Origin of the sequence: Paenibacillus sp. RC84, from assembly GCF_041260495.1 — a bacterium.
Lineage (GTDB): Bacteria > Bacillota > Bacilli > Paenibacillales > NBRC-103111 > Paenibacillus_F.
Window position 1 is genome coordinate 289,120 of the sequence record NZ_JBGBYL010000008.1, and the last position, 24,873, is coordinate 313,992.

Here is a 24,873-nt window from a genome sequence, read left to right on the forward strand (position 1 = left end):
GAGTCCGGGGATTGCCTGCCTGCTTTTGTTCCGGCAACTTGATGTAAGCGCCTTTTTCTAGTAATCTGGAGGAATCAACAGGGTGCACGGAAGAGGTGCGGAAGTGAAGAACAGCAGCATAGAAGTGGTCAAGGTGCTGAATAACAATGTGATCATTGCAGCGCATCCCGTCTATCGAGAAGTTGTGGTGATCGGCAAAGGCATCGGGTTTAACCGGAAGGCCAAAGATCTCATTCCTTCGGAAGCGGTTGAGAAGCTGTTCATTTTGACCAATGAAAAAGAAAAAGAACAATACCAGCAGCTGATTCCCCAAATCGACGAGAAGCTGATCGAGGTCATGAACGAGGTGATTTTGTACATCTCGGAGCATGCCGGGGCGCCGCTGAACGAACATATTCATATTGCCCTGACGGACCATATCGCGTTTGCGATTAAACGGCTGGAGCAGGGCATCGTGCTGCAGAATCCGTTTCTGCTCGAAACCCGTGAGCTCTATCCCCAGGAATACGCTATAGCCGACTATGTCATCCGTACGATTAACGATAAAATGAACGTGCACCTGCCGCCGGCGGAGGTCGGTTTCGTAACGCTTCATATTCACGGTGCGATCACGAACCGGCCGGTATCGGAGGTCAATGAATACTCCCGCCTGATCGGCGAGCTCATTAGCCTGATCGAACGGCAAATGCATATTACGATCGACCGCAGGACCATCGCGTACTCCCGGCTTCTGCGCCATCTCCGTTTTGCCATCGAACGGGTGAAGCGCAAAGAATCGGTTCACGAGCCGGACAAGCTCGGCGAACTGCTTAAGCAGCAGTACCCGGAGATTTACACTATCGCCTGGACTTTGATGAAAGTCATGCAGCGCCGGCTGCGGCAGCCGGTTTACGAAGCGGAGGCCGTTTACCTGACCATGCACCTGATTCGCCTGATGCAGAAAGACGATTCCCTGGAGAAGGAAAAACCTGCAGGGGACATTTGATTCCCGGAGCGGCTGCATTTTTCGGGCCAAATTGTTTTCCCTAAAAGACCGGAGTTATTAAAACAGGTTGGCGCGGATGCGTGCGGCCTGTTTTTTGCGGTCATTTTTATTTGAAAAACAGTCTTGACCGATCTGGGCTATAGTGATAATATTTGTCTAATCCTATAAGAATAGTATGAAATAAAAACCCGCAATTGAAACCTGCTGACTAGTCAACTAGAAGCGCCTGCGATCCGGATGCGAGATATCGTCCGTACGGCATGCGCTTTTTTTTATTTTTGTCCTAAAACGAAGGGGGATGCACGATGGGAAATCTGCTGCTCGAAGTCGGAAGGCTGAACAAGGCTTTTGAGACGAAGAAGGGGCTTGTCCATGCCTTGCACGATATCAATCTGGATATAAAAGAGGGCGAGTTTATAACGGTCATCGGCCCGAGCGGATGCGGAAAAAGCACACTTCTGAAAATCGTGGCGGGTCTGGATACCGATCACAACGGGAACGTCCGGCTTGGAGGCGAGGAAGTGACGGGGCCCGGCATTGATAAAGGGTTCATTTTTCAGGAACCGCGCCTGTTCCCGTGGCTGACGGTCGAGAAGAATATCGCGGCCGATCTTTCGCTCAAAGACCCGGAGGTACGCGCCAAGGTGGATAATCTGATCGAGCTGGTTAAGCTTCAGGGCTTCGAGAAGTCTTATCCGAGGGAGCTTTCGGGCGGGATGGCCCAGCGTGTTTCCATTGCCCGGGCCCTGCTTCGAAATCCGAAAATTTTGCTGCTGGATGAACCTTTCGGGGCGCTGGACGCTTTTACAAGAGCGCATATGCAGGAGGTGCTGCTCGATATCTGGCAGGCCAACCGGACCACTATGGTGTTCGTCACGCACGACATTGATGAAGCGATTTTCCTTGCGAACCGCGTCGTGATTCTCAAACCGCGCCCCGGCGCGATCCGGAATATCGTTCCGGTGGATCTGCCTTTTCCGAGGAAGAAAACGAGCACGTCGTTTCAGGAAATCCGCTACAAAATTTTAAACGAATTCGAGAAGCTGGATGAACTTGAGCTCGTTGAAAGCGCAGGAATCTGACGAAGGAGGTGGGGCATCGTGAGCAAGCCTTCAAATCTGCTGCAAGGTACAGGCTCGACATTATTGGCTGCTTCTCCTGAATCTGTTCCGGCAGAACCTGCTCCCACCGGTTCTTCCAAACGGAGGAAGCGGCTGGAATCGTTCTTGCTGGGAGCGATTGTGCCTGTGGCCGCGCTCATCTTGTGGCAGGTACTGGGTGACGCGGGCTATATCTCCCGGCTGCTTTTTCCGACACCCTGGACCATCGCCAAGTCGCTTCGCAGTTTGCTGGAATCCGGCGCGCTTGCGGAGAATGTGGGCATCAGTATGTTGAGGGCGGCCGCAGGCTTTGCGCTCGGAGGAGGACTCGGTCTTCTGCTGGGCATGCTGGTCGGATTTTTCCGCAGAACGGAGAAAGTGCTCGATCCCTCCGTGCAGATGATCCGGATGATTCCCCATCTGGCGATTGCGCCCTTGTTTATTCTCTGGTTCGGATTCGGCGAGCCCTCGAAAGTACTGCTGATTGCCAAAGGGGCTTTTTTTCCGCTATATATCAATACCTTTCTGGGGATACGGGGCGCGGACAAAAAGTTGTTTGAAGTGACGAGGGTGCTGGGATTCAGCACGTATCAACAACTGGTGCGTCTTATTGTGCCGTCGGCGCTCCCGAATATTTTTCTCGGCATAAGAGTTTCGCTCGGCATCGCTTGGCTCGGACTGGTCGTCGCCGAATTGATGGGGGCTTCGTCCGGGCTCGGGTATCTGATGTCGGAAGCCCGGCAGTTCAACAAAACCGCCGTGGTGTATGTGGGTATTATCCTGTTTGCCGTGATCGGCAAGGCGGTGGATTCAGGGGTCCGGCTGCTGGAAAGGCGCCTTCTGCAATGGCAGGACAGCTATGGAGGCAAGTAAAAGGAGGGAGCGACTATGAACAGTGGCGGGGAAGCGCTTCGACGGCTCACCGGAACACATGAACAGCCCGGAAGCTTGCGCAAATACGGGCAAACGCTGCTGAAAGCCAAGACGGGCGATTTTGCCCTGGGTGCCGTTCTTCCGGTGCTTGTGCTCATAGTGTGGCAGGCGGCAGGCGACCTCGGCTGGATTTCGACGTTTTTTCTGCCGACTCCGCTGATGATCGGCGCCGCACTCAAAGAATTGGCCGTGAGCGGCGAGCTGACGGAACATGTGGGAATTTCGCTGTGGAGGGCTATGACGGGCTTCCTGCTCGGCGGCAGTCTCGGGCTGTTGTTCGGCTTGTTGACCGGGTACTTCCGCAAAGCCGAGCAGTTGCTCGACCCGACGCTGCAGATGATCCGGCTCGTGCCGCATCTGGCGGCGGCTCCGCTCATTATCCTCTGGTTCGGATTCGGAGAGACGTCCAAAACGCTCATTATCGCGAACGGAGCTTTCTTCCCGCTCTATGTTCACACTTACCTCGGCATCCGGAGTGTGGATAACAAACTGTTCGACGTAGCCAAAGTGCTGCGGTTCAGTCCATACAAACAGCTGCTCCGGCTGATCATTCCCGCTTCACTGCCCAACATCCTGCTCGGGCTGCGGCTTTCGCTGGCCGTTTCGTGGCTGGGGCTCGTCGTAGCGGAGCTGATCGGCTCCCAATCGGGCATCGGCTTCCTGATTAACTTCGCGAAGCAGAATTCGGCGACGGAAATTATTTTCGTCGGAGTCATTCTGTTTGCGGTCGTCGGCAAGCTTGTGGATACGTTCGTCCGGCTGCTGGAGGCGAAGCTGCTGCAGTGGAGAGACAGTTTTGAAGGCTGATAAGTGCCGTTTGGGCTTAAAGCCGGGCGGGGCGAAAAGCATGACGGAGAGGATTTCTACATACAGAGGGGGATAAGCATGACACATACGGCATACACGAAAAAATACACGCATCTCATCGGTTTTGTTCTGCTTCTGGCGGCGCTGGTCCTGCTGGCTTCGGCCTGCGGCCGGGCGGAAGCCGATCCATCCGGAGGAGCGGACCCGGGAGGCAAGGCGCCTTCCGTGCTGCGCGTGGGCTATATCGGCGCGAACAAGCTGAACCTTCCGAGCGGCGCCGAAGGCTGGGGGTTCTACAAAGGCGGAGCGAAGGAGGAACTAAAAAAACGGGGGATCACGGACGTGCAGTTTGTCGGTTTTCCCAACGGCCCGGATTTGAGCGAATCGCTGATCAGCGGACGGATCGATATCGGCTCGCTGGGCGATACCCCGGCCATATTGGCCCGTTCCGCAGGAGCGCCGTCCAAAGTCATCACCTTGAATTCCTCCGGGAGCAATGCGTTTATTCTCGGGAAGAAGAACGGTCCCGCAACGTTGGCCGAACTGAAAGGCAAGAAAGTCTCCGTGAAAAAAGGCTCCTACATGCACCGCTATCTGGCAGGTCTGCTCAAAGAGCAGGGCATTAAAGACGTACAGCTGATCCATCTGCTGGATGAAGACGCGGATGCCGCTCTGGTCAGAGGAGAAGTGGACGCTATCGCCACCACGGAAGTACGCGGGCTCAAGATGATTCCGCAAGGCTTTCCCGTTCTGGACGAAGCGGCCAAGGATCATCCCGCTCTCGTAGGCGCGGGGGTAACGGTGGTATCGGAGAGCTATTTGAAGAAAGTGCCGGATATCGAAAAAGTGTGGAATGACCTGAGGATTAAAGCGCTGGACGATCTGAAAACGCAGGAAGACGCTTATTATGCGTTTGTCGTCGAGAATACCGGAACTCCGCTGGACTTGGTTAAAAAAACGAGCGCCGTTTCCCGTATTCAGAGAGAGTCGTTCACGGACAGCGGCATTCAGGCTCTAAAGGCGACCAAAGATTTTCTGGTCCAGGATAAATTGGCGGACACGGATTTCAACGTCGATGACTGGCTGGTGAAATAAGCCGGTCATCAAAACCGGTTGCAGCAAAATAAGCGGCAGAACAGGGAGGGAGAAACATGAGTCAGAAACAGCCGCTTCAATTAACGGCCGATGTCCTGGTGATCGGCGGCGGACCCGCAGGCGCCTGGGCGGCATGGAGCGCGGCTTCACGCGGTGCCAGGGTAGTCGTGGCCGACAAGGGCTTTCTCGGTTCCAGCGGAGCGACGGCGCCCGGAGGAACCAATCTTCTCTACCTTCCGCCCGATCCCGCTTTGAGGGAAGAAGCGGTCAGGAAGCGGATGAAGGGAGGCGGCTTCCTGTCCGAACCATCCTGGATTCACGGCGTGCTCGATCAGGTGTACGAAAGCCTGGAACTGGTGGAATCCTGGGGCTACCCGTTCCGCAGGGACGAGAACGGAGTACCCATGAGGGATCATCTCCAGGGGCCGGAGTACATGAAGCTTATGCGCCGGGCCGTCATCAAGGCGGGAGCCCGCATCTTGGACCAGTCTCCGGCCTTGGAGCTTCTCGTCGACGAGCATGGCGTCGGCGGAGCCAGAGGCGTATCCCGGCTCGATCACCGGGATTGGGAAGTGCGGGCGGGCGCCGTCGTGATCGCCACGGGAGGCTGCGCCTTTCTGAGCAAGGGCCTCGGCTGCAACGTCCTGACCGGCGACGGCCTGCTGATGGCCGCCGAGCTCGGCGTGGAGCTCTCCGGCATGGAGTTCAGCCGTCAGTACGCACCGAGCGCGGCCTTCGGCACGAACACGCGCGGCCGTCTGCTGAACTGGGCGACCTTCTATGCCGAGGACGGCACGCCTCTGCATTCCGAGGGGCCCCGGCCGCACGACTTCCTGCCGAAGATGCTGAGCAAAGGGCCCGTGTACGCCGTCATGGACAAGGCGGACACCCCGGAGAAGCGGGCAATCCTGCGCAGCTCGCACGCGATCTTCTTCCTGCCGCTCGACCGGGCCGGCATTGATCCGTTCACGCAGCCGTTCCCGCTGACCCTCCGGTACGAGGGAACCGTGCGGGGAACGGGCGGCATCCGGCTCGTCGGCGAAGACTGCTCGACGACCGTGGCCGGGCTCTATGCCGCCGGCGATGCGGCCACCCGGGAGAGAGTCACGGGCGCTCAATCTGGAGGCGGCGCTTTCAACGCCTCGTGGGCGATCTCGTCCGGGACCTGGTCCGGCAGAGCCGCCGCTGGGTATGCGCTGGCTCTGGGCAGCCGGGCCGGGCAGCGCCATCTCCGCCTGGCAGGCGGCGCCGGGCTCGCAGGGGCGCCGGGGACATCCGCACTGAGGGATGTCCCGGGGATTATCGGGGCCGTCCAGCGGGAAGTGTTCCCGCTGGAGATCAACTACTTCCGGAGCGAGCCCGTGCTCCGGGAGTCTCTTCAAAGACTGCACGGACTATGGCCCCTCGTCCAGGGCGGTGTCCCCGGCGGCGATGCGAGGGAGCGCGTCCGTGCCAGGGAAGCGGCCGCCATGGTGGCGGCGGCCCGCTGGATTCATACCGCCGGACTGGCGAGGCGGGAAACCCGCGGCATGCACACGCTCGCGGAATACCCGCATACCGATCCGGCCTACCAGCGCCGTCTGCTTGTGTCGGGGCTGGACGATATCCGGGTCAAGTTGGAGGGAGGCGGGGAAGTCCCACCCCTGACGGCGGTCGCCCCGGCGGCACATTCCGGGCAGCCTTCGCATGAACCGCTTCAGCCATCCGGCGGAGATGGCGTGCGGAAGGAGGTGACGCTGGCATGATCGAGCTGGTCAGTTCCACCCGCTGCGTAGGCTGCAGCATGTGCGTCAAGGTCTGCCCCACGAACGTGTTCGACGAAGGACCGGACCGGGTACCGGTTATTGCCCGGCAGGACGACTGTCAGACCTGCTTTATCTGCGAGGTTTACTGCCCGGTTGACGCGCTTTACGTGTCTCCATACGGCGACGAGGCGGTAAGCGTCGATGAGCGGGAGCTTGCGGAATCCGGCGTACTCGGCAGCTGGAGAGAGAAGATCGGCTGGGGACCGGGGCGCGTCAAGCTTGCCAAGCTGGATACGACTCCGTTTATCGACCGCGTGCTTCCCCGGCAGCCCCCTCTGGATGCGGAGGAGACGGCGTTTATTCTGACTCCGGACTATCCTCGGAAACCGGCCGGGTAGGCTCATGCCGCCCGAATCCGCCGAGCCGTCTAAGGCCCGGTGCCCGGATCGCCCTTTCCGAACCGAAGCTTTTGCAATTGCGGGAGTTATCTTCCACAGACGACTTAAATAGCTGCCTTTCAGATCTCTTGCAGGTATCTTATAGACCGATATCCCCTTTGGAAGGGGCGACGTTCCTTTCCCGGAACGCACCCACTTCCGTTTTATAACCGGAGATCTCCCGTGTGGGGGGTCTCCTTTTTGACGGGATGAAAGTGCGAAAAATGGTATTGTCTGTTGAGATTTGTCATGCTATAATGACGGAGCTTAGGTATTATACAACTGAACAGGCGATATGCGCGTGTGACTGATACGATCAGGCATGAGCAAGAAAGAGAATGAATGGAAACGCTCCGAGTTGGGTTATATTAACCCTTATCCGGCAGCTACTTCCGGCATTCCTTGATTGCTTATGCCTTTTTTGCTGTTTCGGCCTTGCCTGTGGGGTTGAATAATCCATAGACACTATGACCAGATAAAGGAAGTGAAGCACATGTTAAAAGGCGTTTTCGGCGCGCTCCAGCAAGTAGGTAAGGCGCTCATGCTTCCGGTTTCTATTCTTCCTGCCGCGGGCCTTCTGCTGGCGTTCGGTTCGGCCATGCAAAACCCGGATACGATTGAGCTTATGCCTTTCCTCAGCGGAAACGGGTTTCAGGTTGCGGCTCACCTCATGTCGAGCGCAGGCGACATTATTTTCGCCAACCTGGCATTGCTTTTCGCGATCGGGGTAGCGATCGGTCTGGCGGGCGGAGACGGCGTTGCCGGTATCGCAGCCACGATCGGTTACTTGATTATGAACGTGACGATGGGCGTTCTGGCGGGTGTAACCCCTTTCTCGCTGACGCTGAAAGATCCTTCTTACGCGAGCGTGCTGGGTATACCGACTCTGCAAACGGGCGTTTTCGGCGGGATTATCATGGGTGTCATAGCGGCACTCCTCTACAAGAGGTACCATAAAATCGAACTTCCGTCGTACCTCGGCTTTTTTGCGGGCAAGCGGTTCGTTCCGATCATTACCTCCCTTGCCGCGCTGCTGACCGGGCTTATCCTGATCTTTATCTGGCCTCCGGTACAGCACGGACTGAGCGCTTTCTCCCGTTCCGTGCTCGACGCGAATCCGGTTCTGGCTTCTTTCTTGTTCGGGGTTGGTGTCCGCTCTCTCATTCCGTTCGGTCTGCATCACATCTGGAATGCGCCGTTCTGGTACGAGTTCGGTGAATATATCGATAAATCGGGCGTTCTGGTGCGCGGGGATATGAAAATTTTCTTCGCTCAGCTGAAAGACGGCGTGCCGCTTACGGCGGGTACGTTTATGAGCGGGAACTTCCCGTTCATGATGTTCGGTCTGCCGGCCGCGTGTCTGGCCATTTACCATACGGCGCGTCCCGAGAACAAAAAGCTGATTGCCGGTATTATGGGCTCCGCCGCTTTGACGGCTTTCCTTACGGGGATTACGGAGCCGATCGAGTTCTCATTCTTGTTCGTAGCACCGCTTCTCTACGTTTTCCATGCCCTGCTCGCAGGTCTTTCCTTCGCGATTATGACGCTGCTGCAGGTTAAGCTCGGCTTTACGTTCTCCGGCGGCTCGATCGACTTCCTGCTGCTCGGTGTCCTGCCGAACCGCACGCCATGGTGGCTCGCGATTCTGGTCGGCCTTGTCTTCGCGGTCATCTACTATGTGGTGTTCCGCTTCGCGATTACCAAGTTCAATCTGAGAACGCCTGGACGCGAAGAAGTTCAAACGGAAGCCGACACGGACGATGCTCCCGTCAGCGGCGCAAGCAATGCCAGCGGTACGGGCGACCTGCCGACCAGCATTCTTGCGGCACTGGGCGGCGCGCCGAACATTTCGAACCTTGACGCTTGTATCACGCGTCTGCGTGTTCAGGTGAAAGACAAAGGCGCCGTGGATAAAGAGCGTCTCAAAAAACTGGGCGCTTCGGGCGTTCTTGAAGTCGGCAACAATGTACAAGCTATTTTCGGAACCCGTTCCGATTCCTTGAAAAATCAGATTCAAGACGTTATGGCGGGCCGCATTCCTTCCACGGCGAGCGTGCCGGTTGTGGAATCTCCCGATACGGGCGGCAGCGAGCTGATGAAAGAAGAAACGATCGTAGCTCCGGCTGACGGCGAACTGATGGATATCACGCTCGTTCCGGACGAAGTCTTTTCCCAGAAAATGACGGGCGACGGGTTTGCTATCCTGCCGAAAAACGGGACAATCGTTTCCCCGGTAAACGGCAAAATTTTCAACGTATTCCCGAGTAAGCATGCCATCGGTATCCAGTCCGACGCGGGGAAAGAACTGCTGGTTCATATCGGCGTTAACACGGTGAAACTGAAAGGACAAGGCTTTGAAGTGCTCGTTTCCGAAGGAGATATCGTGGAAGCCGGCCAGCCGATCATGAAAGTCGATCTCGATTATGTGAAAGAGCACGCTCCTTCCATCATCTCACCGGTTATTTTTACGAACCTGCCGGAAGGCACTGAAATTCGTTTGAATAAACAAGGCGACATTAAATCGGGCGACAAAAATATTATTACGATTAAGTAAAAGGACTGGGGGAGAAGGGCGGTATTTTTCTAACCCCCTCTTTTTCGGTTAAGATAGACGTATGCAACTAAATTATTGAGTGGAGATGACCAACTATGCAAAAAACATTTAAAGTGACCAGCGATACAGGTATTCACGCACGTCCGGCTACAGCACTTGTCAACACATCCAATAAATTCAAAGCGGACGTATTCGCCGAGAGCAAAGGCAAGAAAGTGACTATGAAATCGATTCTAGGCGTGCTTTCCCTGGGGCTGGAAGAAAACGATGTAATTACGTTCTCCGCAGAAGGTGAAGATGCAGCGGAAGCGATCGCGGCTTTGGAAGCAATTATGACTAAAGAAGGGCTGGGCGAGCTTAATGGCTAATATACGTGGCATTGCCGCTTCGGCGGGAATTGCCATCGCCCGGGCGTTCCGTCTGGAACACCCCGACTTGACCGTCGTCCGCAAAACCGTGGAGGACACGGAAGCCGAGGTTGCCAAATTCGAGCAGGCTCTGGAGAAATCCAGCGCCGAGCTCGAGGCTATCAAGGAACAGACGCTCCGGGAGATGGGAGAAGAGAAAGCGGAGATTTTCGAATCTCACTTGCTTGTGCTCGGTGATCCCGAGCTGGTCGATCCGGTGAAAGCGAAAATCCGCGACGAGAAGGTCAACGCGGAATTTGCGATGAACGAAGTTGCGATGACGTTCGTCGAAATGTTCGAGAACATGAACAGCGATTATCTGAAAGAACGTGCGTCGGATATGCGGGATGTGACGAAGCGGGTGCTCGCTCATCTGCTCGGCGTCAAATTCGTGAGCCCGTCGTCGATCTCGGAGGAGACTGTTGTCGTGGCGGAGGATTTGACTCCGTCGGATACGGCCCAGCTTAACCGCACGTACGTGAAAGGCTTTACGACCAACATCGGCGGACGCACGTCCCATTCCGCGATCATGGCGCGCTCGCTTGAAATCCCGGCCGTCGTCGGGACGAAGAACGTGCTGGATCTTGTCAAGGACGGCGACCTGCTGATTGTGGACGGATTGGACGGCGACGTTCTGATCAATCCGGAGCCTGCGGTGGTCGAAGAATACCGCGCGAAGCAGCAGCGCTACGCGGAGCAGCGCGCCGAATGGGCCAAGCTGCGCAACGAGCCGACGGTGACCCCGGACGGTCACCATGTCGAACTTGCGGCGAACATCGGCACACCTGCCGACGTGGCGGGCGTGCTGGAGAACGGCGGCGAGGCTGTCGGCCTGTACCGGACCGAGTTCCTGTACATGGGGCGCGATCAGCTGCCGACGGAGGAAGAGCAGTACAAGGCCTACAAGGCGGTCCTCGAGAAAATGGAGGGCAAGCCGGTTGTGGTCCGTACGCTCGACATCGGCGGCGACAAGGAGCTGCCTTACCTGCAGCTTCCGAAGGAGATGAATCCGTTCCTCGGCTTCCGCGCTATCCGCTTGTGTCTGGAACGTGAAGATATCTTCCGCACCCAGCTGCGCGCCCTGCTGCGTGCCAGCGTGCACGGCGCGCTTCGGATCATGTTCCCGATGATCGCTACGCTGGATGAGTTCCGTCAAGCGAAAGCTCTTCTACTCGAAGAGAAGGCAAAGCTTGCGGAGGAGGGAACACCGGCATCCGACGAGATTCAGCTCGGTATCATGGTGGAAATCCCGTCGACGGCTGTTATGGCCGACCAGTTTGCCAAAGAAGTCGATTTCTTCAGCATCGGGACGAATGACCTCATTCAATATACGATGGCGGCCGACCGGATGAACGAGCGTGTCTCTTATTTGTATCAGCCTTATAATCCGGCCATTCTGCGCCTGGTTAAAATGGTGATTGACGCGGCTCACCGCGAAGGCAAATGGGCCGGCATGTGCGGCGAGATGGCGGGAGATACGACCGCGATTCCGCTTCTGCTCGGACTCGGTCTCGACGAGTTCAGCATGAGCGCCACTTCCATTCTGCCTGCACGCAGCCAGATTGTGAAGCTCTCCCTGTCGGAGATGCGGCAGCTCGCCGCCCGCGCGATCGAGCTTTCGACGGCAGAGGAAGTCGTGGCGCTCGTAAACGGGTATCAGCCGAAAGCGTAATGCCAAGATCGGCAGACGGCTAACTTATAAAGGCCGCCTGCAATTTGAAATAACATCCGCAAAGATAGGATGAAAGTCGACGGCAAGAACACCCCAGACAAGTCGAAAGGCATAGGCCTAAGACGGACGAGGGGTGTTCTTTTGTTTGATCGAAAAGGAATTCCGCTTTACGAAGCGAATCCGGTGTTAAACAAAACTTTTATCGTGAAAGGGGCATTTCTGCTATGAATACAAATGAGGTTATGGAATATGCTTTATCCAAACCGGGGGCTGTCGCAGACCGTCCCTTCGACAATGAGACCGATGTGCTGCGCGTAGGAGGCAAAATGTTCGCTCTGCTGCCTTCGGGAGCGGCTCCGGGAGAGGGAAGCGTAACGTTAAAATGTCCGCCGGAGGAAGCGGAACTGCTGCGCATGCAGTATCCGGAGGCCGTAAAGCCCGGTTATCACATGAACAAACGCCACTGGAACACCGTCCGGCTGGACGGAAGCTTGGACCCGCAGGAAATCATGGATATGGTGGACGTTTCCTATCAGCTCGTACGAGGGAGTCTAAGCAAGAAAATGCAGCAGCACATTCTGCAATACGGCAGTGCCGAGTGGAATGAAAGTTAGTACGGGGGGGGAAACTAAGCTCAGCTTGCGGACGCTTAAATGCGGCCTGTAACAGGTGTTACGCATGATTCGCCTGCCCGGTGTTTCCTTCTTTTCGGAAGAATTAAAGCGGATTAGGAGAGGTTCGGTACGCTTGTCAAGGATGCTGATCGCCGTTTTTGACCGTATTTCGGTAAATTCAGTGATCCTAGGCGAATAATATGGTATAATACATGTATTCGATGTTTGTTTGCCGGTCGCTGTTCTGGAGTCTGTTGCAAACAGGCTCCTTTTTCGGATTAAGGCAGACTTTAGATACATACAAATAAAAGGGGTGTCGGCTATTGAGTGTAGAAAAATCGACTTTTCAAGGCGAAAAACCAGGTAAACGTACGGCTACTGCGGCAAAGCTTCTGCAGAGAATCGTATTTATTTCGTTAGGTGCGGCTTTATTTTCGATCGGGTTGGAAGTGTTCCTCGTTCCCAACAATATTATCGACGGCGGTATCACCGGTATTTCGATTATGCTGTCCCACTTCTTCCATCTCCCTCTCGGTATTTTCTTAACCCTTTTGAATCTTCCGTTCCTGTTTTTGGGCTACAAACAAATCGGTAAAACGTTCGCCATTTCGACGTTGTTCGGTGTTATTGCAATGTCAGTCGGCACTTCCCTTCTTCATCCGGTACCGGCTGTCACAATCGATCCGCTGCTGGCCGCCGTTTTCGGCGGGGTTATTCTCGGCGTCGGGATCGGACTCGTTATCCGTTCGGGCGGTTCCCTTGACGGTACGGAGATCGTGGCTATTCTGATCAATAAAAAATCACCGTTTTCCGTCGGTGAAATCGTCTTGTTCATCAACCTGTTCATTCTCGGCAGCGCCGGGTTCGTGTTCGGTTGGGATCATGCGATGTATTCCCTGATTGCGTATTACATTGCGATGAAAATGATTGATGTGACGATCGAAGGTCTCGATCAGTCGAAATCCGTATGGATCATCAGTGAAAAATATAAAGAAATCGGCGATGCGCTGACTCAGCGTCTGGGCCGTGGCGTGACTTACCTTCATGGGGAAGGCGCTTATACCGGCGACGACAAGAAGGTGATTTTCACCGTCATTACGCGTCTGGAAGAAGCGAAGCTGAAATCCATCGTCGAAGAATGGGACGAAAACGCCTTTATTGCCGTCGGCAATATTCACGACGTGAAGGGCGGACAATTTAAGAAAAAGGATATCCACTGATCCTTGCAAACAACTTCCCCTGCAGACGCGAGGGAAAAGGAAAAAACCAGCGGCCCATAGGGCTGCTGGTTTTTTTTGCTGCCGTAGCGTGCTACCGTAGCGTGCTCCTGTAGCGTGCTGCCGCAAACACCTAGCAGCAGCGGGAGATTTTCCCGTCCTTGGCGTCATATCGGTTGTCCTGGGCCTGCCGGAAAAACTCCGCACGGCTCATGACGGGCTGGTCCTTGTGGGCGTTTTTCATATGAGCCACATATGTCTCGTAGTGGGGGACGCCCACCATCAGATGGATAAACTGATTGCGGTAGCTCCAGATGAGTTTCAGGCGCTTAAACATATTTCGTCGCCTCGGATCTGCCCTGCCCGCTGCGCGGGATATACGGGGCTTCGTAAAGGTCCAGCGGTTTGTTCGAAATCGCCTTCAGCCAGACGCGGATGGCCGAGATAAACACGATCAGCACCACGATCATGAAAAATCCGCACAAGGCCGCGTCGATGTAATCGTTCATCACGATCTGCTTCATCTGCGCGGCCGTTTTGGCCGGAGCGACGATTTTGCCGCTGTCCAGCGCGCTCTGGAACTGCTTGGCGTGAGAAAGAAAGCCGATGTTCGCTTTCTCGTGGAACAGCTTCTGCCAGCCTGCGGACATGGTCACGATAAGCAGCCACGTTGTGGGCAGGAGCGTGACCCAAGCGTACGCCTTTTTGCCCATTTTGAACAAAATGGTCGTCCCCAGCACAAGCGCGATGCCGGCCAGCATCTGGTTGGCGATGCCGAAGAGCGCCCACAAGGAGTTGATGCCCCCCAGAGGGTCCACAACGCCTTGGTAGAGGAAATAGCCCCAGCCCGCCACGCAGAGAGCCGTAGCGATAAGATTGCCTACCGTGGACCGGGTATCCCCTAGCGACTTGCTGGCATAGCCGAGCAGATCCTGGATGAGGAAACGCCCCACGCGGGTACCGGCGTCGATCGTTGTCAGGATGAACAACGCTTCGAACAGGATGGCGAAGTGGTACCAGAACGCCATCATCGTTTTGCCGCCGATCACGCCGGACAAGATTTGCGCCATGCCGATGGCGAAGGTCGGCGCGCCGCCCGTCCGCGAGAGGATGGTGCTCTCGCCGATATCCTTGGACAGCGTAGTCAACTGCTCGGGCGTGATGGTGAAGCCCCAGCTCGTGATGGTTGCCGCCGCGGTCGCCACATCGGTACCGCCCAGGGCCGCCGCCGACGAGTTAATCGCGAAGTAGGTGCCGGGCGTGATGATGCAGGCGGCGATCAGCGCCATGATGGCGACGAACGATTCGACCAGCATCGCGCCGTAGCCGATCGGGCGCGCGTGGGATTCGCGCTCCAGCATTTTGGGCGTCGTCCCGGAGGAGATCAGCGCATGGAAGCCCGATACGGAGCCGCAGGCGATGGTGATGAACAGGAACGGGAACAAATTTCCGGCGAAAACGGGACCGGTTCCGTCGATGAACCGGGTCGTGGCCGGCATGGACAGATCCGGCAGAACGAATATAATACCCAGCGCCAGTCCGATGATCGTTCCGACTTTCAGGAACGTGCTGAGATAGTCGCGGGGCGCCAGAAGCAGCCAAACCGGCATGACCGAAGCGAAAAAGCCGTAGGCGATCATCATCAGAGCGATGGTTTCCCCGCTGAAGGAGAAGAGCGGCGCGAGCGACGCGCTCTCGGCGACGAACTTGCCTCCGATCAGCGACAGAACGAGCAGCACGACGCCTATGAGCGATGCTTCCCCGACCCGGCCGGGCCGTATGTAGCGCATGTACACGCCCATCAGGAGGGCGATCGGAATGGTGGCGGCAATCGTGAACATGCCCCACGGACTGCCGATCAGCGCTTTGACGACGACGAGGCCGAGCACGGCGAGAAGAATGATCATAATGCCCAGAATGCCGAGCATGGCAATCGTGCCCGTCACCTTGCCGATTTCGTCCTTGATCATATCGCCCAGCGATTTACCGTTTCTACGAGTTGAAGCGAAAAGAATCACGAAGTCCTGGACGGCGCCTCCCAGAATAACGCCGAGAATAATCCACAGCGTTCCGGGCAGATAGCCCATTTGGGCGGCAAGTACGGGGCCTACGAGAGGACCCGCGCCGGCGATGGCCGCGAAATGGTGCCCGAACAGCACCCATTTGTTCGTCGGCACATAGTCCTTGCCGTCGTTATTCAGCTCTGCGGGTGTTTTCCGGTTGTCGTCGAGCACGAAGACTTTGCGGGCGAGAAAACGGCTGTAGAACCGGTAGGCGACCGCATAGCAGCTGACGGCTGCGATAACGAGCCAGGCGGCATTGATCGTTTCCCCGCGATTAAGTGCGACAAGCCCGAAAGCGAACGCGCCGACAATGGAAATCACCCCCCAGAGCAAGATTGATTTCCATCCGATTTTCATAAACATGCCTCCTTACTGGTTAATATGGGAACGTTTACAAGTAGTATAGCAGGTTTTTCCGGTGTGGGAAGAGGCTGGATGTCCAAACCGTTTTCAAAAACGTGAGATTTTCGACGTATTAACAAGCTAGCGCACAAAAAGTAGAAATGTAAGCGCATTAGGGGATTTCTTTGGCTTAAATCGGTTTAAAACCAATCTCCCCATATCTTTACAAAGCACGTGCGGAGGTGTAACATTCATTCCATCAATTGAAAAAAACAGTTTCTTGCTTTCGCTGAATTTCCCCATCCGGGGGAAGCGGGGGAACCATCGCAGCATTGATCCGGTGTGAGAGCCGGAGCCTTGTCTGCAGGGGTGAATCCTGAAGCGCCGGAACCCATGGACCCGGCAATCAGGTAGGGCGACTCTCACCGCCCGAATCCGACAGCTAACCTCGTAAGCGCATGAGTTCGGGAGGGGTTGAAGAAGCTTGTGATCGGCATCGACCACAGGGACTTCGTTTCGCTGTGGTTTTGTTATGTTCAAAAACATCCGAAAATGAAAAATGTGCCAAACAAATGAACATGCGTTTTTATCGCTGAGTTTCCGTGTGAAGCGGAAAACGGGGGAACCAACGAGGACTTGCAGGCCTGACGGCCAGTCCTCATGGGGTGAATCCAGAAGCGGCATCCGTGCCGTCATGGTAGGGCGACTCTCACGCCCGAATCCGACAGCTAACCTCGTAAGCGTACCGAGAGAGGCGACTGCTATCGCGCTTCGGCTATAGTCTTTTTAGGCTGTGACCGTCAAGAAGCCGCGTGAAGAGTTCCTCTTCCGCAGGCTTCTTTTTTTGCTGCCCAAAACATGAAAGAGGGATAAAAAGTGGACGAGAGAAAGATCCAAACCTATACGTTGGTTTCCGCACCGAATGTCACCGGCGAGAACTTTATTAAACTGCTGAATATTTACCGCAGACCCTTCGCGGCGCTTGTGAACAACCCCGCAGAAGGACAGCGGATGAAGAAGCTGGGAGTCCGGCACATCGTGGAAGTGGACACCGTTCGCCACGAAGCCTGGGAAGTCCCCGAGCTTCCGATCGGTGACGTTTATCTTTTCGAAGACAGCCTGCCGCTCTGCTGCCGGTATCTTCAGATGGTCCGCAGCTGGACAACCGGAACGATTTTCGTGGTGAAAACGAATGCCACACCGCGGTTGATTTATAAAGCGCTCGGCGCCGACCATGTGGTGCATACGAATACCCGTCAGGTCTCTTTCCTGCTTGGAGCAGCACCGGGCCAAGTGCCCGAGGAAGTTTTGCGCTGACGTTTAAATTCACTGTCCGAACGATCATGAATGAACCTATAAAACGAACCTATAAATAGGAAAGAAAGGAGCCGACACACATGACGGACCTTTATATGATTCTGCTGCTGGCAGTCATTTATCTCATCTTTTACGGTTTTCTGACCTGGTGTGACCATGTCGTGGAAGGCTCGGAAGGCGGCCGTACATGATGATCATCGCGCTTTTTACGGCAGGGCTTTTCCTGTATCTGATATACGCGCTCATACATCCCGAAAAATTTTAGGGCGCCTTCGGGCAGCCGGTGAACGACTAGCGCGGAGTTGGTTGAGGAGGATAGGAATCCATGGAGATTGTGCAAATCGTAATCGTAATCGCGGCGCTTTGCCTGCTGGTGAAACCGCTTGGGACTTATATTTATCATGTTTTTTCGAATGAGAGAAACCGGACGGACAAATGGTTCGGCTGGCTGGAACGGCCCATTTACAAGCTTGCGGGTATCCGCAGCGAGAACGGCATGACGTGGAAGAAGTATGCGGGCAGCCTTGTGCTGACCAACATTGTGCTTGTGGCGGTCGGGTATCTGATCCTCCGTCTGCAGCGTGTTCTTCCTTTGAACCCGAACGGGATCGACAATATGGAAGCGACGCTGTCGTTTAATACGATCATCAGCTTTATGACGAACACCAACTTGCAGCACTACAGCGGGGAAACGGGCTTGTCCTATTTCTCGCAGATGGCGGTCATCATGATGATGATGTTCACGTCCGCCGTAACGGGCATCGTTGTAGCGATTGCGTTTATCCGCGGACTGACGTCCAAAGGCAATACCATCGGCAACTTTTTTACGGATTTTGTAAAAGGACACACCCGCCTGCTGCTGCCGCTGGCTATCGTGGTCGCGCTGGTGCTTGTCGGCCTGAAGGTGCCGCAGACGCTGGATCCGACCGTGGCCGCGAAGACGCTTGAAGGCGGGGAGCAGCAAATCGCCATCGGTCCGGTAGCTTCGCTTGTGTCCATCAAGCATCTGGGTACGAACGGCGGCGGTTTCTTCGGGGTGAACTCTTCCCATCCGTTTGAAAATCCGTCTCCGCTGACTAACGTGATCGAAATGCTGTCCATGTGGTGCATTCCGGCCTCATTAACCTATACCTTCGGGCGGTTTGCGAAGAACCGGAAGCAGGGATGGGTCATTTTCACCGCGATGATGACCTTGTTCCTGGTCTTTCTGTCGGTCGCTTTCTTCTCGGAAAAGGCCGGTAACCCTGCCTTGAACGCCCTTGGCGCGGATTCGTCCATCGGCAGTATGGAAGGCAAAGAGGTGCGGTTCGGCATTGCCCAGTCCGCGCTGTTCACTACGGTAACGACGGCGGCGACGACGGGAACCGTCAACAATATGCACGACACGCTCACCCCGCTGGGCGGAATGGTTCCGCTCGCTCAAATGATGCTGAACTGCGTATTCGGCGGGGACGGAGTCGGGCTGGTCAATATGCTCATGTACGCGATTTTGGCGGTCTTTCTGGCGGGCCTCATGGTCGGCCGGACCCCGGAGTTTCTGGGACGCAAAATCGAGTCCCGCGAGATGAAACTGATCGCCGTTGCAATTCTGGCGCATCCGCTTATCATCCTGGCTCCGACGGCGATCGCCTTCATGACGGAGCTTGGCAAAGGAGCCGTCACCAATCCGGGATTCCACGGAATCTCACAGGTGCTGTACGAGTTCACGTCGTCGGCGGCCAATAACGGCTCCGGCTTCGAGGGGCTGGCAGACAATACGCCGTTCTGGAACATTTCCACGGGAATTGTGATGCTGCTAGGCCGTTACGTGTCGATCATTGCCCTTCTGGGTGTGGCCGGCTCCCTGGGCCGTAAACAGTGGGTCCCGGAAACAATCGGTACGTTCCGTACGGACAATGCCTTGTTTACCGGAATCGTGGTAGGTACGGTCGTCATCATTGGGGCGCTCACCTTCCTGCCGGTAATCGCGCTCGGTCCGGTGGCCGAATATTTGACATTGCGTTAAAAACGATGGGGTGAAAACGGATGAGTTCAAATGCTTCTCAAGCGAAACGAAAATCGATGCTGAGCGGAGATATCGTCAGACAGGCGGTCGCGCAAAGCTTTCTTAAATTAAATCCGGTTACGATGATGAAAAATCCCGTTATGTTCGTGGTAGAAATCGGAACCTTCATTGTCCTTCTGATGACGGTACTTCCCGGCTACTTCGGAACGCAGGACCGGATCGGATTCAACCTGACGGTGTTTCTGATTCTGCTCTTCACGGTGCTGTTCGCCAACTTTGCCGAGGCGCTGGCGGAAGGCAGGGGGAAAGCCCAGGCGGACTCGCTTAAGAAGTCCAAGCAGGAAATCCAGGCTAACAAAGTGGTCGGCAGCGGCATTAAAGTCGTTCCGTCCACGGAGCTTCGCAAGGGCGATATCGTTACCGTCGCCCAAGGAGAAATGATTCCCGGCGACGGCGAAGTGATTGAGGGTCTGGCCTCTGTCGATGAATCGGCGATCACGGGGGAATCCGCGCCGGTCATTAAAGAAGCAGGCGGAGACTTCAGCTCGGTTACGGGCGGCACACGGGTCGTGAGCGACGCGATCCGGGTACGGATTACGAGCGATCCCGGCGAATCTTTCATCGACCGGATGATTTCCCTCGTCGAGGGAGCGTCCCGCCAGAAGACGCCGAACGAAATCGCGCTGAACACGCTGCTGATCACGCTGACGCTTATTTTTCTGATCGTGGTCGTTACGCTGAAGCCCATTGCGGGGTTCGTGAATGTCGAGCTGGATACGGCCGTACTGATCGCCCTGCTCGTCTGCCTCATTCCGACGACGATCGGCGCCCTGTTGTCCGCAATCGGGATCGCGGGGATGGACCGGGTCACCCAGTTCAACGTCCTGGCGATGTCGGGGAAAGCGGTCGAAGCGGCCGGTGACATCAATACGATCATTCTGGATAAAACGGGGACCATCACGTTCGGAAACCGGATGGCCAGCGAATTTATCCCGGTAGGCGGCGCTTCCGCGGGTGAAGCGGCTGCCTGGGCGGCCGTCAGCTCGATTAAAGACGAAACGCCGGAAGGACGCTCCGTGCTGGAGCTGATGAAGAAGCAGAACCTGGTTTACGAGGCCTCTCTTGCGGAGGGCGGGGAGTTCATCGACTTTAAAGCGGAAACCCGGATGAGCGGCATCGACCTGAAAGACGGCAGAAAAGTGCGCAAAGGCGCCGTAGACGCCGTCGTCCGCTGGGTGCAGGAGCAGGGCGGGACGGTTCCCGCCGATCTTAAGGCTAACGGGGACGCGATCGCCACGGAAGGCGGGACCCCGCTTGCCGTTGCCGTGGATGGAAGAGTGTACGGCCTGATTTACTTGAAGGATACCGTGAAGCCCGGCATGAAGGAACGGTTCGATACCTTGCGCCAAATGGGCATCAAAACGATCATGTGCACCGGCGACAACCCGCTGACGGCGGCTACTATCGCCAAGGAAGCCGGTGTGGACGGCTTTATCGCCGAGAGCAAGCCGGAGGATAAGATTGCCGTGATCCGCAAAGAGCAGGCGGAGGGCAAGCTGGTCGCGATGACCGGCGACGGCACGAACGACGCTCCGGCGCTTGCCCAGGCCGACGTGGGTCTGGCGATGAACAGCGGAACCATCGCCGCCAAAGAGGCGGCCAACATGGTCGATCTGGACTCCGATCCGTCCAAGATCATTGAAGTGGTCGGCATCGGCAAGCAGCTGCTGATGACACGCGGGGCGCTCACGACCTTCTCGATCGCCAACGATATCGCCAAATATTTCGCGATCATTCCGGCGATGTTCATGCTGGCGATCCCGCAGATGGAAGCCCTCAATATCATGAAGCTGGGGTCGCCCCTGTCGGCGGTACTGTCCGCTCTCATCTTCAACGCGGTCATCATTCCGCTGCTCATTCCACTTGCGATGAAGGGCGTCAAATACCGCCCGATGAGCTCGACAAAGCTGCTCAGCCGCAATCTTTTTGTTTACGGGCTGGGCGGGGTCGTCGTTCCTTTTATCGGAATCAAAATGATCGATCTGGTCGTTCATGTCTGGATCTAGGGACCCGTTTCGTGGAAACGGAAGCACATAAACGCTTAAGTAAATGGCATGAAAATGCCCTGTAAACCAAGCAACCACATGCCGGGAATGCCTCTCGCAGGCTTCCCCCGGTATAAGAGAGAGGATTGAAAAAGGATGAATCCAGGCGCTTCGGTACCTAAAGAAAACGGCGAGTGGAACGGGTCCGTCTTGTCTATCGCCGTCCGTGTCAGCGTATTGTTAATCGTCCTGTGCGGGATTATATATCCGCTCGTATCGACAGGGCTGGCGCAGGTCATTTTCCCCAAACAGGCCAACGGCAGCGTCATCCAGAACGAACAGGGTGAAGTCGTCGGTTCGGAGCTGATCGGGCAATTGTTTGCGGATCCGAAGTATTTCCACGGCCGCGTTTCTTCCATTGAATATAAAGCGGAAGCTTCGGGCTCTAACAACTATGCCCCGTCCAACCCGGAACTGGTAAAACGCACGCAGGAATCCATCGAGTCATGGAAAAAGGAAAATCCGGACGTACCCGTCAATCAGGTGCCGATTTCCTTGCTCACGAATTCCGCTTCGGGTCTCGATCCTCATATTACGCCGGAATCGGCTCAAGTCCAGATTCCCCGCATTGCCAAAGTGACGGGAGTATCCACAGCCCAGCTCCAGGAACTGGTGAAAAAGAACACGGACGGCCGCGATCTGGGCATATTCGGAGAACCTCGTGTGAATGTACTGGAATTGAACCTGGATGTGAAGAAATTAGCCGGGAAATAACCGGTAACCGCTAAATCGGGAGCCATTTATACAGTAACTCTAAAAGCGCCTGACCGGGCAGGATTCCAGAAGCCGGCAGCTACTCATAAACGCATGCTCGTTCCGGTAAGGAGGGCATGCGTTTTGCGGGTTTTCGGAATGCGGAAAAGCGGGTTTTGCTCTTATGAAAAATTGCGTTTCTACTATTATATATACCTCCTTTGGGGCAGAGGATTCGGATCAAGTTTCTGTCTCTCTAAAAGATGGCATGATGCTTACAAAACAACGGGAATTCTGTGGGACAATAATGTGAGGTATAAGGGACAAGGAACGGGAAAGGAGCCGGAGGATGGATAATTTCCGGAGAAAAACCCCCGAAGAAATTTTGCTGTCGATTTCGGAAATCCACCGGGGCCGGCTGAAAATTTATATCGGGGCCGTCAGCGGTTCGGGGAAAACGTATCACATGCTGCGGGAAGGGCAGACACTCCGAGAACAAGGAATCGATGTCGTGCTTTGCGCGGTTTCCATGGAGGGACGTCCCGAGACGATGGAACAGGCCGGCGGGCTGGAACGGGTTGAAAGCATCGAATGGATGAAGGACGGGGTGAGGCAGCAGGATTTGCCGCTGGATGACCTTGCTGCCCGCAATCCGGAAGTGGTGCTGACCGATGGACTTGCTCATCGCAACCGGCCGGGGGCTCTCTACCCGACGAGGCTGGAGGATATCAAATTTCTGCTAAGCAAAGGGATCAGCGTGCTGGCAACCGTGAACGTGTATGAATTGGAGGGTGGGCGCGAGCTTGCCCGTAAAATGACAGGCATCGTAGTGGAACATACGGTGCCGGCGGATACTCTGGAGCTGGCCGATGAAGTGAGGCTTATCGATGCCACGCCCGAAACGATCCTTAACCGGCTTGAGGAGGGCGGGATGAGGGGCTGCCAGTGGTACGAGCGCAAGGTGCTGGAACGGGGGAACATCGGCGTGCTGCGTGAGCTGGCCCTTCGGCTCGTGGCGGAAGGAGTCAACGAATCTCTGGAGAAGCACCGGGGAGAAATGGGGATGACCGGACCTTCGGGGGCCGACGAACGGATTTTGGTTTCCGCCCAGTACCATTGGAACGGGTCGATTTATGTCCGGCGGGGGCAGCAGATAGCGGACCGGCTGAGCGGCGATTTGTTCGTCGTCTCTTTTACCGCCCTGGGGAAAGCTCTATCCAAGGATGCGGCTACGTTCCGCCGTTCGATCATCAAACTGGTCGAGAAAGTGGGCGGCACGTTCGAGGAGCTTCCTTTCCCGGGGAGGCGGAAACTTGCCCAGGCGCTCATCCGTTACGGAATCGACCGCAAAGTGACCCGGATCGTGCTGGGCCACTCCAAGCACAGCCGCTGGCAGGAGTTTTGGCAGGGCTCGGTGCTTAACGATGCGGTGAGCCGTCTGCAAGGGATCGATCTGTTCGTGGTTGCCGACCGGGCGGAGCGGGACGGAGAGCGGATTCTTCCGGTTAAACGAAAGAGCGATGCCCGGCCGCCGGTCGAGCTTTACCGCCGCCCGAGTCCCCAGGAGATGGAACGTCAAATCCGTAAAGCGCGGCGCGGACGTTTCAAGGTTTATATCGGGGCCGCGCCGGGCGTGGGCAAAACTTACAGCATGCTGCGGGAAGGAAACGATCTGCTGCGTAAAAATATCGATGTGGTCATCGGACTTCTCGAATTGCATGGCCGTAAAGAAACGGCGGATCAGGTCGGCGATCTGGAGCTGATTCCACGGAAAATCAGTACCTACCGGGGAACCGAACTGCAGGAAATGGATACCGAGGCGGTGATCCGCCGGATGCCGGATCTGGTTCTTGTGGATGAGCTGGCTCACACGAATGTGCCGCAGAGTGTCAACAAGAAGAGATACGAAGATATCCTGGAGATCCTCAATGCGGGCATTTCCGTCATCTCAACCGTGAACGTCCAGCATCTCGAGAGCTTGAACGATTCCGTCGAGCAGCTGACGGGCGTGCGGGTCCGGGAAACGGTCCCGGACAGCATCCTGCGGCTGGCCGATGAGGTGGAGCTCATCGACGTCACGCCGCAAACGCTGCGGCAGCGCATGAAGGAGGGCAAGATTTACGGGATGGACAAAGTGGACCAGGCGCTCGGCCACTTTTTCAAAACCGTTAATCTGATTGCCCTGCGGGAACTTGCGCTGCGCGAAATCGCCGACGACGTGGACGAACGCCTGGAGGCGTGGGAACGCGTCGGCTCCCTGCGCGGCCCCTGGCGGCGCGAGGAAGTGATCTTCGTCTGCGTGAAGCTGAACCAGCACGCGGAGCGCATCATCCGCCGCGGCTTCCGCATCGCTCACCGGCTGAAGGCGCGTTGGCACGTCGCTTACATCCGCAGCGGCTCGGCCGCCGGCGATGAGGAAGCGCGGATCGCCGCGCTGCAGACCTTGACGGAGCGGCTCGGCGGCCGCTTCGAAGTGCTGGGCGCCGCGGGGCGGAGGCGCACCGCGGACGGGCTGCTCGCGCGGGCTTTGGAGCTGAGCGCTACGCAGCTCATCATCGGCCAGGCGCGCGAGTCGCTGTGGGAGCGGCTGTTTCACGGGTCCATCGTGAAACGGATCATGCGCGGGGCGCGCAGCATGGACGTGCTCGTCGTGGCGGAGTCCGAGTCCGCCAAAGCCCGGCGGGGGTGGCAAGCCCGCGGGTAAGCGCAGCCCCGATGGCGGGGGCGGCAAGCACGCAGGTAAGCGCATCTGCCGGGCCCGCATCCGAAGCCGCGTTCAACT

Annotated in this window: 20 protein-coding genes and 2 riboswitches; of the genes, 18 read left to right on the plus strand and 2 right to left on the minus strand. The window is 56.3% G+C overall.

The genetic code is table 11. From position 1 onward, the window contains the following. The first annotated feature begins 82 nt into the window (after nt 1-82). The 12 genes from glcT to ABH899_RS19535 all read left to right on the plus strand — a co-directional run bounded on the left by glcT (nt 83) and on the right by ABH899_RS19535 (nt 13,569). Nucleotides 83-985 carry a glucose PTS transporter transcription antiterminator GlcT gene (gene glcT / locus ABH899_RS19480; protein ID WP_369999580.1) on the plus strand — a complete coding sequence of 301 codons (903 nt, stop codon included), beginning with the start codon at nt 83-85 and terminating at the stop codon, nt 983-985. A 305-nt stretch (nt 986-1,290) separates the two neighbouring features. Beyond that, nucleotides 1,291-2,067, plus strand: coding sequence for an ABC transporter ATP-binding protein (locus tag ABH899_RS19485; protein WP_009674667.1), 777 nt, complete (start codon nt 1,291-1,293; stop codon nt 2,065-2,067). Nucleotides 2,068-2,085: 18 nt separating this feature from the next. Further along, on the plus strand, nt 2,086-2,958 hold the full coding sequence (locus ABH899_RS19490) for an ABC transporter permease (protein ID WP_369999583.1): 873 nt from the start codon (nt 2,086-2,088) through the stop codon (nt 2,956-2,958). 15 nt (nt 2,959-2,973) lie between these two features. Continuing rightward, complete coding sequence (locus ABH899_RS19495) at nt 2,974-3,825, plus strand: ABC transporter permease (protein WP_369999586.1); 852 nt, start codon at nt 2,974-2,976, stop codon at nt 3,823-3,825. Nucleotides 3,826-3,903: 78 nt separating this feature from the next. Then, nucleotides 3,904-4,920 carry an ABC transporter substrate-binding protein gene (locus ABH899_RS19500; protein ID WP_369999589.1) on the plus strand — a complete coding sequence of 339 codons (1,017 nt, stop codon included), beginning with the start codon at nt 3,904-3,906 and terminating at the stop codon, nt 4,918-4,920. A gap of 56 nt (nt 4,921-4,976) precedes the next feature. Continuing rightward, entirely contained in the window at nt 4,977-6,665 is a 1,689-nt protein-coding gene (locus ABH899_RS19505; protein WP_369999592.1) for an FAD-dependent oxidoreductase, read from the plus strand. Then, entirely contained in the window at nt 6,662-7,063 is a 402-nt protein-coding gene (locus ABH899_RS19510; RefSeq protein WP_009674669.1) for a 4Fe-4S dicluster domain-containing protein, read from the plus strand. The genes ABH899_RS19505 and ABH899_RS19510 overlap by 4 nt, the downstream gene beginning before the upstream one ends. A 532-nt stretch (nt 7,064-7,595) precedes the next feature. Continuing rightward, nucleotides 7,596-9,656, plus strand: coding sequence for a glucose-specific PTS transporter subunit IIBC (gene ptsG, locus ABH899_RS19515; RefSeq protein WP_369999597.1), 2,061 nt, complete (start codon nt 7,596-7,598; stop codon nt 9,654-9,656). 95 nt (nt 9,657-9,751) lie between these two features. Further along, a complete protein-coding gene (locus ABH899_RS19520) occupies nt 9,752-10,024 on the plus strand; it encodes a phosphocarrier protein HPr (RefSeq protein ID WP_369999600.1) in 273 nt (90 codons plus the stop codon). Continuing rightward, nucleotides 10,017-11,735 (plus strand): phosphoenolpyruvate--protein phosphotransferase, encoded by a 1,719-nt coding sequence (ptsP, locus tag ABH899_RS19525; protein WP_369999602.1) that lies wholly within the window; start codon nt 10,017-10,019, stop codon nt 11,733-11,735. The genes ABH899_RS19520 and ptsP overlap by 8 nt, the downstream gene beginning before the upstream one ends. A gap of 224 nt (nt 11,736-11,959) precedes the next feature. Further along, a complete protein-coding gene (locus tag ABH899_RS19530; protein ID WP_369999605.1) occupies nt 11,960-12,349 on the plus strand; it encodes an MmcQ/YjbR family DNA-binding protein in 390 nt (129 codons plus the stop codon). Between the two features lie 392 nt (nt 12,350-12,741). After that, nucleotides 12,742-13,569, plus strand: a complete 828-nt coding sequence (locus tag ABH899_RS19535; protein ID WP_231392149.1) for a YitT family protein — start codon at nt 12,742-12,744, stop codon at nt 13,567-13,569. 130 nt (nt 13,570-13,699) lie between these two features. On the opposite strand, the gene ABH899_RS19540 is transcribed toward ABH899_RS19535, so the two are convergent. Together ABH899_RS19540 and ABH899_RS19545 are read right to left on the minus strand one after the other, a co-directional pair. Next, nucleotides 13,700-13,903, minus strand: a complete 204-nt coding sequence (locus ABH899_RS19540; RefSeq protein ID WP_326053305.1) for a YbdD/YjiX family protein — start codon at nt 13,901-13,903, stop codon at nt 13,700-13,702. Next, the gene (locus tag ABH899_RS19545; protein ID WP_369999608.1) at nt 13,896-15,986 is read right to left on the minus strand and encodes a carbon starvation CstA family protein; all 2,091 of its coding nucleotides are present in this window, start codon (nt 15,984-15,986) and stop codon (nt 13,896-13,898) included. The genes ABH899_RS19540 and ABH899_RS19545 overlap by 8 nt, the downstream gene beginning before the upstream one ends. Nucleotides 15,987-16,248: 262 nt before the next feature. Beyond that, nucleotides 16,249-16,443: riboswitch (cyclic di-AMP (ydaO/yuaA leader) on the plus strand. Nucleotides 16,444-16,551: 108 nt separating this feature from the next. Further along, nucleotides 16,552-16,730: riboswitch (cyclic di-AMP (ydaO/yuaA leader) on the plus strand. A gap of 117 nt (nt 16,731-16,847) precedes the next feature. On the opposite strand from ABH899_RS19545, the gene ABH899_RS19550 reads away from it, so the two are divergent. The 6 genes from ABH899_RS19550 to ABH899_RS19575 all read left to right on the plus strand — a co-directional run bounded on the left by ABH899_RS19550 (nt 16,848) and on the right by ABH899_RS19575 (nt 24,795). Further along, entirely contained in the window at nt 16,848-17,288 is a 441-nt protein-coding gene (locus tag ABH899_RS19550; RefSeq protein WP_009674676.1) for a hypothetical protein, read from the plus strand. 190 nt (nt 17,289-17,478) lie between these two features. Beyond that, entirely contained in the window at nt 17,479-17,553 is a 75-nt protein-coding gene (kdpF, locus tag ABH899_RS19555) for a K(+)-transporting ATPase subunit F (RefSeq protein WP_009674691.1), read from the plus strand. 60 nt (nt 17,554-17,613) lie between these two features. Then, nucleotides 17,614-19,293 (plus strand): potassium-transporting ATPase subunit KdpA, encoded by a 1,680-nt coding sequence (gene kdpA / locus ABH899_RS19560; protein ID WP_369999612.1) that lies wholly within the window; start codon nt 17,614-17,616, stop codon nt 19,291-19,293. 20 nt (nt 19,294-19,313) lie between these two features. Then, entirely contained in the window at nt 19,314-21,359 is a 2,046-nt protein-coding gene (gene kdpB / locus ABH899_RS19565; protein ID WP_369999616.1) for a potassium-transporting ATPase subunit KdpB, read from the plus strand. Nucleotides 21,360-21,494: 135 nt separating this feature from the next. Further along, a complete protein-coding gene (gene kdpC, locus ABH899_RS19570) occupies nt 21,495-22,112 on the plus strand; it encodes a potassium-transporting ATPase subunit KdpC (RefSeq protein ID WP_369999619.1) in 618 nt (205 codons plus the stop codon). 328 nt (nt 22,113-22,440) lie between these two features. Next, entirely contained in the window at nt 22,441-24,795 is a 2,355-nt protein-coding gene (locus ABH899_RS19575) for a histidine kinase (RefSeq protein WP_369999621.1), read from the plus strand. Nucleotides 24,796-24,873: the final 78 nt, after the last annotated feature.